This is a genomic window from Duganella levis, from assembly GCF_009857605.1.
GTDB lineage: Bacteria > Pseudomonadota > Gammaproteobacteria > Burkholderiales > Burkholderiaceae_D > Rugamonas > Rugamonas levis.
On sequence record NZ_WWCT01000003.1, the window covers coordinates 299,130 to 311,241 of the forward strand.

16 protein-coding genes are annotated in these 12,112 nt (G+C 63.3%); 7 read left to right on the top strand and 9 right to left on the bottom strand.

Going from position 1 to position 12,112, the window contains the following annotated elements; translation table 11 throughout:
* Positions 1–28: 28 nt before the first annotated feature.
* The 3 genes from GTP69_RS06485 to GTP69_RS06495 are packed head-to-tail and all read left to right on the top strand — an operon-like array spanning position 29 to position 2,518.
* Positions 29–496 (top strand): (R)-mandelonitrile lyase, encoded by a 468-nt coding sequence (locus GTP69_RS06485; protein WP_202424314.1) that lies wholly within the window; start codon positions 29–31, stop codon positions 494–496.
* Positions 496–1,686, top strand: coding sequence for a multidrug effflux MFS transporter (locus GTP69_RS06490; RefSeq protein WP_161054107.1), 1,191 nt, complete (start codon positions 496–498; stop codon positions 1,684–1,686). The genes GTP69_RS06485 and GTP69_RS06490 overlap by 1 nt, the downstream gene beginning before the upstream one ends.
* A gap of 7 nt (positions 1,687–1,693) precedes the next feature.
* Entirely contained in the window at positions 1,694–2,518 is an 825-nt protein-coding gene (locus GTP69_RS06495) for a carboxymuconolactone decarboxylase family protein (RefSeq protein ID WP_161054108.1), read from the top strand.
* A gap of 15 nt (positions 2,519–2,533) precedes the next feature.
* On the opposite strand, the gene GTP69_RS06500 is transcribed toward GTP69_RS06495, so the two are convergent.
* Entirely contained in the window at positions 2,534–3,487 is a 954-nt protein-coding gene (locus GTP69_RS06500) for a type II toxin-antitoxin system HipA family toxin (RefSeq protein ID WP_161054109.1), read from the bottom strand.
* A 60-nt stretch (positions 3,488–3,547) separates the two neighbouring features.
* The gene (locus GTP69_RS06505) at positions 3,548–3,859 is read right to left on the bottom strand and encodes a helix-turn-helix domain-containing protein (RefSeq protein ID WP_161054110.1); all 312 of its coding nucleotides are present in this window, start codon (positions 3,857–3,859) and stop codon (positions 3,548–3,550) included.
* A 264-nt stretch (positions 3,860–4,123) separates the two neighbouring features.
* Here GTP69_RS06505 and GTP69_RS06510 point away from each other — a divergent pair, with 264 nt between their 5' ends.
* Together GTP69_RS06510 and GTP69_RS06515 are read left to right on the top strand one after the other, a co-directional pair.
* Positions 4,124–4,474 (top strand): CzcE family metal-binding protein, encoded by a 351-nt coding sequence (locus tag GTP69_RS06510; RefSeq protein WP_161054111.1) that lies wholly within the window; start codon positions 4,124–4,126, stop codon positions 4,472–4,474.
* A 101-nt stretch (positions 4,475–4,575) separates the two neighbouring features.
* Positions 4,576–5,652, top strand: coding sequence for a porin (locus GTP69_RS06515; protein WP_161054112.1), 1,077 nt, complete (start codon positions 4,576–4,578; stop codon positions 5,650–5,652).
* A 21-nt stretch (positions 5,653–5,673) separates the two neighbouring features.
* Here GTP69_RS06515 and GTP69_RS06520 read toward each other — a convergent pair whose 3' ends face one another.
* Complete coding sequence (locus GTP69_RS06520; RefSeq protein WP_161054113.1) at positions 5,674–6,633, bottom strand: GlxA family transcriptional regulator; 960 nt, start codon at positions 6,631–6,633, stop codon at positions 5,674–5,676.
* Between the two features lie 154 nt (positions 6,634–6,787).
* Here GTP69_RS06520 and GTP69_RS06525 point away from each other — a divergent pair, with 154 nt between their 5' ends.
* Together GTP69_RS06525 and GTP69_RS06530 are read left to right on the top strand one after the other, a co-directional pair.
* Complete coding sequence (locus tag GTP69_RS06525; RefSeq protein ID WP_161054114.1) at positions 6,788–7,552, top strand: SDR family oxidoreductase; 765 nt, start codon at positions 6,788–6,790, stop codon at positions 7,550–7,552.
* Between the two features lie 3 nt (positions 7,553–7,555).
* Complete coding sequence (locus tag GTP69_RS06530) at positions 7,556–8,743, top strand: MFS transporter (protein WP_161054115.1); 1,188 nt, start codon at positions 7,556–7,558, stop codon at positions 8,741–8,743.
* 31 nt (positions 8,744–8,774) lie between these two features.
* Here the strand turns inward: GTP69_RS06530 and GTP69_RS06535 are convergent, their stop codons facing one another.
* Genes GTP69_RS06535 through GTP69_RS06560 form a run of 6 tightly spaced genes read right to left on the bottom strand, consistent with a single transcriptional unit; the run spans position 8,775 to position 12,053 of the window.
* Positions 8,775–9,305, bottom strand: coding sequence for an SEL1-like repeat protein (locus GTP69_RS06535; protein ID WP_161054116.1), 531 nt, complete (start codon positions 9,303–9,305; stop codon positions 8,775–8,777).
* A 19-nt stretch (positions 9,306–9,324) separates the two neighbouring features.
* Entirely contained in the window at positions 9,325–9,558 is a 234-nt protein-coding gene (locus GTP69_RS06540) for a hypothetical protein (protein ID WP_161054117.1), read from the bottom strand.
* Positions 9,555–9,794, bottom strand: a complete 240-nt coding sequence (locus tag GTP69_RS06545; RefSeq protein WP_161054118.1) for a hypothetical protein — start codon at positions 9,792–9,794, stop codon at positions 9,555–9,557. Before GTP69_RS06545 ends, GTP69_RS06540 begins: the two co-directional genes overlap by 4 nt.
* Positions 9,795–9,811: 17 nt before the next feature.
* A complete protein-coding gene (locus GTP69_RS06550; protein ID WP_161054119.1) occupies positions 9,812–11,014 on the bottom strand; it encodes an ABC transporter permease in 1,203 nt (400 codons plus the stop codon).
* On the bottom strand, positions 11,011–11,664 hold the full coding sequence (locus GTP69_RS06555; RefSeq protein WP_161054120.1) for an ABC transporter ATP-binding protein: 654 nt from the start codon (positions 11,662–11,664) through the stop codon (positions 11,011–11,013). The genes GTP69_RS06550 and GTP69_RS06555 overlap by 4 nt, the downstream gene beginning before the upstream one ends.
* A 53-nt stretch (positions 11,665–11,717) precedes the next feature.
* Positions 11,718–12,053 carry a hypothetical protein gene (locus tag GTP69_RS06560; RefSeq protein ID WP_161054121.1) on the bottom strand — a complete coding sequence of 112 codons (336 nt, stop codon included), beginning with the start codon at positions 12,051–12,053 and terminating at the stop codon, positions 11,718–11,720.
* Positions 12,054–12,112: the final 59 nt, after the last annotated feature.

Genomic DNA, 12,112 nt, shown 5'->3' on the forward strand with positions numbered 1-12,112 from the left:
ATCGATCTCACTCTTTAGCGGACTCTCCATGAACATCAAAAGCCTGGCAGCCCTGCTGCTGCTGGCCTGCGCCAGCCATGCCATGGCCCAAACCCAAAGCATCACGCGCGCTGGCAGCCTACCCTCAAGCAAAGGCCCGGCCGACTACTTTACCGGCGAGGTGCGCGTCGATCCGCTGTTTGCACCGACCGAGGTCACGCCGTATTCCGGCGCTTATGTCACCTTCGCTGCCGGCGCCCACTCCGCCTGGCATACCCATCCGACCGGCCAGCGGCTGATCGTTACCGCCGGCACCGGCTGGACCCAGGTCTGGGGCGGCAAGGTCACCGAGCTGCATGCGGGCGATGTCGTCTGGTGTCCGCCTGGCGTCAAGCACTGGCACGGCGCCTCGGCCACCTCCTCCATGACCCACTTGGCGCTGACCGGCACGGCTAGTGGCAAGAGCGTCGAGTGGATGGAAAAAGTCGCCGACAGCGAATACCGCTACCAGCCCTGATGTCCACCACGACGGCGCAACGCCATGACCTGTGGACGCTGACCATCCTGAGCCTGCTGATGGCCTTCGCCTCCATCTCCACCGACATCTACCTTCCCGCCATGCCCATCATGGGCGCCGCCTTGCACACGGCTACCGGCGGTGTCGAGCTGACCATCTCCGGTTATCTGGTTGGCTTTTGCCTCGGCCAACTGTTCTGGGGACCGCTCAGCGACCGCCTGGGCCGCCGGCTGCCGATCGCCATCGGCATGGTCCTGTTTATCGCGGGTTCCGCAGGCTGTGCGCTGTCGAACAGCGTCGAAGCGATGATTGCCTGGCGCGCGCTGCAAGCGGTCGGCGCCTGCGCCAGCGTGACGTTGGCGCGCGCCATCGTTCGCGATTTGTATGCCGGCAGCCGCGCCGCGCAGATGATGTCGACGCTGATGATCGTCACCGCTGTCGCACCTTTGCTTGGCCCCAGCATCGGCGGCCTGATACTGCAATTTGCCGGCTGGCGCGATATCTTCTGGCTGCTGGTCGCGGTCGGCCTGGTCACGCTCGGATTGTTGTACACCTTGCCGGAAACCCTACCGGTGACACGCCGCATCCGCGAACCGCTGTCACGCGTGTTCCTCACTTATGGCGCGCTGCTGCGGCAGCCGCGTCTGCTCGGCTACGCCGGCGTCGGCGGCTTTCTGTATGGCGGTATCTTTGCGTACGTGGCGGGAACGCCTTTCGCCTACATCAGCTATTACCACGTTCCGCCGCAATACTACGGCCTGCTGTTTTCACTGGGTTCGGTCGGCATCATGGCCGCCAATCTGTTCAACGTCCGCTTTGTCGCACGTTGGGGCAGCGACCACCTGATGCGGGCCGGCGCGATTGCCGCCGGCATCCTCGGCATCAGCGTTGCCATCACTGCGGCCTCCAACTGGGGCGGCTTGGCGGGACTGGTGATTCCCTTGTTTTTGTTCATCTCGTGTACCGGACTGATTGCCGCCAACGCCATCACCGGCGCGCTGAACCTGTTCCCGGAAGTCGCCGGGTCCGTATCGGCGCTGATCGGCGCCAGCCAGTTCGGCACCGGCATTCTGGGTTCGGCCCTGGTCGGCATGCTGTCGAACGGCACGCCGTGGCCACTCGGCGCCTCAATGGCGTTCTTCGGCCTCGGCTGCACGCTGTGCGCTGTGCTCCTGACACCATCACACTGAGGCTCACATGAAGAAATTGACAGCGATCAGCGCTGCATTCGCCATCGCCATCGCCACCGCGACGGCGCAGGCAGCACCTGCAACCACCAACCAAGGAGCAACAATGGAATTATCCTCCAGCCTGCAAGCGGTAGCACCTGCCCTGCAACAATATGCCGATCAACGCCTGATGGGCGAAGTATGGCGCCGCCCCGGCCTGTCCCCGCGCGACCGCAGCGTGGTGACCTTGGCGGCGCTGATCGCGCGCAATCAGACTGCTGAAATGCAGCAGCATGTCAGTCTGGCATTGGACAACGGCGTCAAGCCAGGCGAGATTTCGGAGATCATCACCCACCTGGCGTTTTATGCGGGTTGGGGCAATGCGGTGGCAGCGGCCAACATCACACAGCAAGTCTTTAAAGCGCGCGGCATCAGCGCCGAGCAATTGCCACAAGCAGGCGACAAGCTGTTGCCGCTCAACGCAGAAGCGGAAGCCGCCCGCGCCACGCAGGTCGCCGCGAACTTCGACGCGGTGTCGCCCGGCGTCGTTAAATACACCGGCGAAGTGTTGTTCCGCGATCTGTGGCTGCGGCCAGGCCTGGCGCCGCGCGACCGCAGCCTGGTAACCGTCAGCGCGCTGATCGCCAACGGCCAGGTCGCACAGATTACTTACCACCTCAACCGCGCCATGGACAACGGTCTGACCCAAGCCCAGGCGTCGGAAATGCTGACGCAACTGGCTTTCTATTCCGGCTGGCCCTGCGTTTTCTCGGCCATGCCGGTAGTGAAGGAGGTGTTTGAAAAGCGGCCGGTATCCGAGAAGGCTGACAGCAGCGCCTCTGCTAAAGGATGATCGGCGGTACGCCAGTTAAGCCATTCGCTTCCGGTTGGCTTCGATGGCGTTTTTGATGATGGTCAGCGTGGCTGGTTTAATGCTGTAACCTTTTACATGCGTAGCGAACGTGCCCGCCACGGAGGTGATACGCTCAATCGTTTGGCGAGCCCATGCCTGAGGCAGATCGACCGCAGTCGCCAGTGCCAGCAGGTGTGGGAGCGTCGGGTGACGACCTTCACCGCGGATCGTCATCTGGTGTTCACCGCCAGCGCCGACGTTGTACGTCAGGTCGTAGCACGGCGCCAGCTCCCACTGCATGGATTGGTTCATCACGTAGCCGAAATTCTTGGTGTGATCATCGCGGTTGTTGAAGACGACATTGAACACGCATCGCTCGAAAGCCTTTTTCACTTGCCGGTCGTCCCTGGTCAGCGTTCTTGTCGCTTTCAGGAACACCTCATAGTCGCGCGTCGGCAAGCGGAAATTATCATCGAGTAGCGCGGCCAGGCTCAAGGTTGGCACCCGCATGCCGCGTTGACGATCAAAGCGCTCGATGCCGAACCCGGCCAGCTTTGGACTCAAGTCGAAGTATCGTGTGGCGGGCATATCCAGTCCGCAGCGCTCGGCCATCGCCGCGTAAAGTGTCTCGATGGCACAGACTTCCTTCGCCTCACCCTGAGCCTGGAATTTGATCAGCCATGCCGCGCCCGGCGCTGCGGGCTCGGTACTGACCTCGCCTGTGTCGGGCTTGTACTGAACCAGGACCTTGGGCCGCGCGCCGTGCGGCGAACCACCGCTCAGCGCCAGTTGCTGAAGGGTGTCGGTATCGCGACCGGCCAGCACCGCCTGTGCGCCTTCCGCCAACACGCGCAACTCTTGATATTCGGGATCATGGCTCAGCGCATCGGGCGGAGTAAAAACCAGGGCCCCCATCGCGCGGTCACTGATAAACGCCAGGCGGTCCAACGGTGAGAGTGCGGCCTTCATGGGCAAGGGTGCCGAGATGCCAGTTTTGCCCCCACCCGCAAAAATTGATGTTGAGCTTTTTCACGGCATTCTTTTTCGACTCACACGTTGGCGGACTGGCTTGCTGGCCTGTTCGAGTTCTTTAATTGAAGTCGGCTTTTGCAAAAAGAGCGGTTCGAGTTCTTTGGTCAGATCCAAGGCAACGACGAGGCGAAACAAGGTTTCGAGTGTGGCTTTGCCGGTCTTTTCAAAACCAGACACGGTGCCCAATGCAACGCCCGCGCGCTGCGCAAGCTCAGGCTGAGATAGTTCCAGGCGCATGCGCTGCGCTTTGATACGCTTTGCGATTTCCTTGCAGAGCTCAGATGGCGTTGCAAACGTAAAATCCAACATTATGAAGTTATCTCAATATTTTACGGTTAATTTCATTATTTTATTATTTAAATAGATTCAAGCAGTCGCATTGAATGAACTAGCTCTTCACCAATCATGAATTTTTCGACTTCCATGTTGATCAATAAGTCATACTATCCATAAATTGCCTGTCTATAATTTCACTCAGACGACATCGCAAATCACTCTGTCGATGTCGTTCAACATCGACACACCATGCCGATACAAACATAAACCAAAAAATGAGCAAATCGGAGTAATAGCATGTCTAACTTTAAGAGCAACGTAATCGCCCTGGCCCTGATTGGCCTGACTTCCACCGCCATGATGGCCAGCGCCCAGGCTGCCGGTCCGAGCGGCACCGCCGCCGACTACGGCACGCTGGCGCCGGCCAACGCAGCGGCCCGCACCATCGTCATCAATGGCGACACCAAGTGGGTCAATGTCGAAAACGGTGAGACCGTGCAGTTCAGCGTTGGCGGCCAGAGCTTTACGTGGAACTTCAGCACCTTCCCAGGCACGACCTCCTTCGACCTGAGCAAGATCAGTCCAGCCGGCGTCCAGTTCGGCAACGTCCGCGTCTACGTCGCTTCCAACCCGCTCTACCGCGGTTAATCACCGCCCTGCGGCTCCGGGTGTCATCGCCCCCCGATCTCCCGGAGCCTGATCAGTCCTGCGGCGCATTCGCGCCGTGACACCTCCCAAAAGGCAATACCATGAATAAAACCTGGTTGGCTACGGCCGTCCTGTGCGGCGTCGTCTTCAACGCCAGCGCGCAGTCAAATGTCACCATCTACGGCATTGTGGATGCCGGCCTGGTGGCCGAACGCGGCGGCGCGGCCGGCAATGTCAGCAAAGTCACCAGCGGGGTCGGCTCCGTCTCGCGCCTGGGATTTCGTGGCGTCGAAGATCTGGGCGGCGGTCTGCAAGCACTGTTCATTCTGGAATCCGGCTTTAAAGTCGATACCGGCGAATCGGACGTCGCCAACGCCTTCGGCAACCGCCAGGCACTGGTGGGCCTGAACAGCCGGTCGCTGGGCATGCTAACGTTTGGCCGGCAGAAGAATCCGCTGTACAAGGCCCTGGGTGAAGTCGGCGATCCGTTTGGCCTGGGCTACGCCGGCACCTCCAAAAACCTGTTCCCACTGGTCGGCCCCAACACGCGCACCAGCAATACCGTGGCGTATGCGACACCGTCCTATGAAGGCTTGTCAGGCGAAGTCACCTACAGCATGGGCGAACAGGCCGGCAGCCAGTCCGCCGGACGCCAGTACGCCGCAGCGCTGGCCTATAGCAACGGCAACCTGAATACGCGGCTGGTCTACAACAGCCGCAACAGCGATAGCGTGACACCGGATGCGCCGCTGGTATCGCATGACCTGGGACACAACCTGCTGTTCGTGGCGAACTACAACTTCCATGTGCTGAAAGCGTTCTTTTCCTACAGCCAGGACAAGGGCTACAACAGCGCCGTGCTGCCGTCAGCCAACGCCTACGGCACCGCGCCCAAGGCCAGCACCGACAGTACAGATCTGCTGATCGGCGCCACCGTGCCGATCGGCGCGCGCGGCACCATCATGACCTCCTACCTGCACAAGAACGACAAGCAATGGGACCAGGACGCCAGCCAGTTCGGCATCGGCTATTCCTACGCCTGGACCAAACGCACCAGCACCTATGTCGCCTACGCCAAAATCAACAACAAGAACGGCGCCGGCTACACGGTCGGCAGCAACGGTGATCCCGGCAGCGGCAACGCCGCTTTCGACCTGGGCATACGCCACTCGTTCTGATGCATCGGCGGGCGGCCCGGCTTACGACAGGTAGATATGATCGTTGCGTGAGCGCGCCTGCTGCACGAATACTTTCGGCGGCTGGCCGAAGGCGCGCAGGAAGGCGCGGCGCAGGCGTTCCTCGTCGCCAAAGCCGGTCATGTCGGCGATGCGGCCGATTGACGAATGGCCCTGGTCGATCAGCGCCTGCGCCGCTTCCACCCGCAGCTTCTCGATCGCCTTGGCCGGCGCCATACCGGTCTGCGACTGGAATACGCGGCTGAAGTGGCGCGGACTCCAGTGCACCTGCGAAGCCAGGTCTTCCACGCTCAAGTCGCGGTGCAGGTTGTCGCGCGCGTACAGCAGCGCTTCCTTGACGCGGTCCGAACTCGGCTCGATCTCGGCCAGCGCGGAAAATTGCGACTGGCCGCCGCTGCGCCGGTGATATACCACCATCGCCCGCGCCACCTTGCGGGAAATCTCAACGCCCAGGTCTTCTTCCACCATGGCCAGCGCCATGTCAATGCAAGCGGTGACGCCGGCCGACGACCAGATCGATCCTTCGCGGACGAAGATCTTGTCTTCGTCGACCGTCAGCGCCGGATGCAGCTCTTGCAGCTTGCGGCCGAACGCCCAGTGGGTGGTGACCCGCTTGCCGTCCATCAGGCCGGTGCGTGCGAGGACGAAGGCGCCGGTGCAGATGCTGGCGATGCGGCGCGTGACGCCGGCGCTGGCCATCAATGCCGCTTCCAGTTCCGGCTGCGGCCCCGGCGTGCCGATGGCGCCGGCGACCAGCAGCGTGTCGTAGCCGCCCCAGCCAAGCGGCAGGCTGTCCAGCGCCACGCCGCTGGAGCTTTTCACCGGCCCGCCTGCCAGCGACAAGGTGGACAGTTCATACAGCGGCTGCGGCAGCAAGGTGTTGGCGAACTCGAAGACCGTCAGCGCCGCCATGTCCAACGCCTGAAATTGGGGAAAGATCACCAGGCCGATGCGCTTGCTCATGGTCGCGTCCTTTTTTTATCGAAAAACGTATTTTATGCCTTTTTCCAGCATTTCGCGCAATTTGAAGATGGCCTGAATTGCGTGTTTAATGTCCCAGCAGACGTTGAATGACGGCGCAGAATGGCTCTCATCAACTCACTTGAAAGGCAATATCATGAAAACCAGCGGCAATACGATCTTCATCACCGGCGGCGGCTCTGGCATCGGTCGCGGCATCGCCGAAGCATTCCACAAACTGGGCAACCAGGTCATCATCAGCGGCCGCCGCAAGGCACTGCTGGACGAGGTCACCAAGGCCAATCCCGGCATGCACAGCGTCGAGCTGGACATCCAGAATCCGCAGCAGATCAAAACCGTGGCGGCACAGCTGGTCAAGGACTTCCCGAAACTGAACGTGCTGTTCAACAACGCCGGCATCATGCCGTTTGACGACGCCGCCGGCGCCATCGACGACGACACCGCCGTCGCCACCATCACCACCAACCTGCTGGGGCCGGTACGCATGACGTCGGCGCTGCTGCCGCACCTGAAACAGCAGCAGGACGCAGTGGTGATCCACAATTCGTCGGTACTGGCCTTCGTGCCGCTGGCCAGCACCGCCGTGTATTCGGCCACCAAGGCGGCGATTCACTCATACGCGCTGTCGCAACGCTTCGCCTTGCAGGGTAGCGGCGTGCGCGTGGTGGAAATCGCCCCGCCATGGGTCGATACCGACCTGATCTATAAAGGCGGCGACCCGCGCGCCATGCCGCTGCCGGCGTTCGTGGCCGATACCATGCAGGGTCTGGCGCAAGGCCGCGATGAAGTCTATATCGACGGCATCCAGGCGCTGCGCGACAACCCCGGCTCCGGCGAGCACGGCTTTGTGCAGGGCTTCAACCAGGAGATGAAGGACAACCCGATCCCGGTGGGCCACTAAGCCATGGACGCCATTGCCCGCCCTGCCACACTGGCACTGCGCTCGCTGAGCCTGGCTTACTTCGTGCAGGCCACCGGCGCGCTGTCGGTGGTCGGCAGCCTGGCGGCGATTGCCGCCGAATGGGGACTCAGCGACGCTCAGACCGCGCTGCTGATCACCGTGTTCGGCGTCACCTTCGCGCTGGCGGCGCCGCTGTTGCAGGTGGCGTTCGGCCATCTGCCGCGGCGCCGCCAGGTGCTGATCGGGCTGGCGGTGTTCAGCAGCGCGGCGCTGGCTTTCGCGCTGGCACCGGACTACCGCGCGCTGCTGGCGGCGCGGGTGGTGATGGGGCTGGGGGCGGCGCTGATCGGCCCGGTGCTGGGCGCGTTGGCGGCCGGTCTGGTCGAACCCAAACAACAGGGCAGCGCGATCGCCATGCTGCTGCTGGGCCTGAGCATGGCCGGGCTGGTGGGCATGCCGCTGTCGGCCTGGATGGCGCAAGCCTGGGGCGCGCGGCCGCTGTTCGTGGCGGTCGCCGTCGCCGGTCTGCTGACCGCCGTGCTGATCCGCGTGGCGGTGCCGGCACAGGCCGGCGGCCAGGCGATTTCGCTGACCACGCTGATGCGGGTGCTGACCGATCCGGTGCTGTTGCCGGCCTACCTGGTGGTGTTCTTCATCGCCGCCGGCGCCTATACCACCTATGCGTTTATCGCGCCGATCATCCGCGATGTGTTCCACGGCAGCGCTCATACGGTCTCGGCCGGCATGGCGGTGCTGGGCGTGGCCGGTGTGCTGGGCAATCTGTTCGTGGTGCGGGCGGCCCGCCGCTACAGCGCCGACGCCATGCTGTTGGCCGGCATGGGCCTGCTGGCGCTGGACCTGGTGCTGCTGTTGCTGGCGCCGCCGACGCTGGCCCTGTTGTTCGGCGTGCTGCTGTTGTGGGCCTTCGCCACCGACATCGTCTGGCCGTCGCAGCAGCGACGCATCGTCGAATTGTCGGCCGAGCTGCGCGGCGTAGCACTGGCGGTGACGGCGTCGTTTGTGTTTGCCGGCATCGCCTTCGGTTCGGCACTGGCCGGCCTGCTGTATGCGCGCTATGGCTACCACGCCAACCTGCTCGGTTCGCTCGGCCTGTTGCTGCTTGCAGCGGCCTTTCTGGCGCTATCGGCACGGCGCGCGCAGGTTTCCGGTTTGCCGCACGGTGCGGATTAGCGGCCGGCGTCACGCGCTTCAGCAGCGCACCTCACAAGCCATCGGTGACGTCGTGACACCAGCGATGGCCCATCGCCATGCGATGACAGTGGTAGCCGGCGCCGTATAGCGTCCTCATTTCCTGCGGCGTTGGATCGAGGATGGCGCCGTCCGGCAGTTGTGGCGGCTCGGGTTCCAGCCGGGCTTGCAGATGCTGGTAGCGCACCGGTGCGCGGGCGTCGCCCGCCACTTCCGCTACTTTGTACCACTGCAACGCCTCGCGCTGCGCATCCGGCGATTGGGTTTGCAAGTAGTCGGCCAAGGCCAGCGACGCGTCGGCGTAATTTGCACCGGCCGCGCGTTGCAGCCACGCCTGACCGGCCTGCTCATTCGCCTTGCCATGCAAGCCATACAGCAGGCAGATTCCTTTACCGTACTGGTCAGCCGGCTGGCGCGGTGCGGCGGTCTTGCGCAGCGAAGCACAACGCGGCGCCGCGGTCTGTTGCCGCTCGCGGATGCTGAAATTCACCTCCAGATCGGCGGTGCCCATGGCCAGCAGTACCAGCATGCTTGTGATACCCATCAAAAGCTCCTGTTCAACGCTACGGCGTCACTACATTGGCGGCGTCCAGCCGGTAGTACAGCCCCATCGGATCGTCCTTCAGCACATTCATGGTGCCGGTGATGACGATCGGCTGATAGGTGAACTTGACCGGCGCCGCCGCCTTGATCTCCACCACGCCTTCCGGACCGGCCGGCAGGCAGTAGGCGCAGCTTGGCGTGGTGATCGTCAGCAGGAAGTGCTTTTGCTTTTCACCCGGCTCCAGGGGCATCATGAAGCCTTGCAGCCGGACTGGGTGCTATCGAGCGCCAGCACGGCGTCGGGATACTTGGGCAGCAGGCGGCCGCCCTTGGCTTTCACCGACGTTACCTTGGACAACGCGCTCCACGGCGTGACGCCGGGAATGTCCGCCAACGGCGGCGACATCGATGGTGGATGCATGGCCGGCACGGCGGCCAACGCGCTGCCCGCATACAGGCTGGCTGCGGTCAGGAATGCAACGATACGCATGGTGTGTCCTTTCAAAATCAGCGCGCAAGGGTTTGCGCAATATCGGTGCGGTAGGCGCGCACCGCCGGAATCACCGAGGCCAACAGGCCCACGGCCAAGGTCACCAGCAACAGCCATACTTCGGAGGGATCGATGGTCCACGGCGCCAGCGACAGATTCTGGTCGGCCGCCAGCATGCGGCTCAGGATGGCGATGCCGACGTGACCCAGCACCCAGCCGAGCGCCGCGCCGCCCATCGCCAGCAGCAGCCCCTGCGCCAGCATCTGCCGGAATAGCTTGCCCGGCGGCGCACCCAGCGTGCGCAGGATCGCCAGGTCGGTGCGGCGTTCCTCCAGCGCGTTGTACAGCGCGACAAACATCGACAGCGCCGCCACCAGCAATACGCCGGCAGCAATCGCGCGCAGCACCTCGGCCCCAGCGCCGACGATGCGGAACAGCTTGGCCGCCTCCAGCGCCGGCTGCGCCGCCTGCAAGCGCGCCTGCTGATTGACCCAGCGCGGCAGGCTGACCACGGCCAGCGGCGACGCGTAGCTCACCAGCAGCGCGGTCAATTCGCGGTCGGCGTCGTTGTGCACAGCCGGCGCTTCGTCCGGATCGGTTTCATGCACGCGCCACACCGACGCCACCGATGTCAGCACCAGCCGGTCCAGCACCGTGCCGGTCGGCTTGAGGATGCCGACCACCTTGTACGGCGCATGCTTGTGTTCCTCGCCGCCCATGGCCAGACCGTGCGAACCGGCGAACGACGCGCCGACCACGGCGCCGGCAGCGCTGGCCGCCTGCGCGCCGAACACGGCTTCCATCGGCTGCGCGTACAACTGCCCTTGCGCCAGTTGGCCGCCGTAATGGTCGATGTAGTCATGGCTGGTGCCGACGATGCGAAAGCCCTGGAAACTGTCGCCCAGTGCCAGCGGGATCACTTGCAGCACCATGGGATTGGCCTGCAACTCGGCTTGCGCGCTGAGCGGAATATTCCCGGTCGGGATATCGATATGGAAGATCGACGACATGATCAGCTGCAGTGGCGAGCCTTTGGCGCCGACCACCAGATCGATGCCGTCGGCGTCGCGGGTGGCGGTGTCCTCCAGCTGGCTGGCGGCCGACAGCACAAAGGTCATCATGCCGATGCCGATCGCCATCAGCAGCAGATTGAGCATGGTAGACAGCGGCTTGTGGCGCAAGGCCTTGAGCGCCAGTGTGACGGCGTTGATCTGGTTCATGCGGCCGCCATCAGCGCTTCGAGGCGCAACACCTGTGCAGCCGGCAGGGCCGCGACCACGCGCGCGTCGTGAGTGGCGATGATCAGCGACGAGCGTTCGGTCAGCGCCAGTGTGGTCAGCAAGGAGATCGCTATTGAGCAGGCGTGATCATCGAGGTTGGCGGTCGGTTCATCGGCCAGCAGCAGGCGCGGACTGCTGTAGGCGGCCCTGGCCAGCGCCACCCGCTGCCGCTGGCCCTGGCTCAGTTCCGCCGGCTTGCGGTGGACGTGGGCGGCGATGCCGAGAATGCTGAGTAATGCATCGGCGCGCTCGATGTGTGGCTTGGCGCCGCTGGCATAGGCGGATAGCAGGATGTTTTCGCGCGCCGTCATGCTCGGAATCAGCGCCAGTTGCTGCGGCACAAAGCCGATGGTGGCGCCGCGCCAGGCATCGGTCTCGCGCGGGCTCAGTGTGGACAGGTCGGTGCCTGCCACCTTCAATGTGCCCGACTGCATGCGCAAGATGCCGGCGATCAGATTCAGCAAGGTGGATTTGCCGGAGCCGGAATGGCCCAGCAAGATCGCGTGTTGTCCCGGCGACAGGCGGAACTGGTCCACCTCAAGTGCGGCCCCGCCGTCATAGGCGTAGGTCAGTTGAGAAATCTCTAGCACGGTAATCCTCTCTCAGATGTGCAGGCGAGCGAAGGCCCGCCATGGGCGCGGTATCAGGCGAAGAGAGGTATTGCGGGCGGCGCTTGGGCGTAGGGAATCAGGAAGCGGCGCGGCGCTTGCGGTGCGTCGGCGGCAGTGCTGGTGAGATGGTAGATATAGTGACCCGCAGTCGCCGGCTGCAACGCCACGGCCAACTGCGGCAAGTCGGACGGCAGATCGCTGACGATGACGCAGCTGGCGCAATCGTCGGCCTGCTGCGCGAGGTCGTGGTGGTGCCGCGTGCTGGCGACCAGTTGCCACGACAGCAGCAACATCAACAGCCAAAGCACTACCCGGACCGCCGGCAGGCGGACCAGGTTGGTGCTAGGTTTTGCAAGATGTAGTGGCATGCCAGATCAGGTATTCGGCGTCAATATTTAATGCAATTATATTGCATTAATCATCTGAG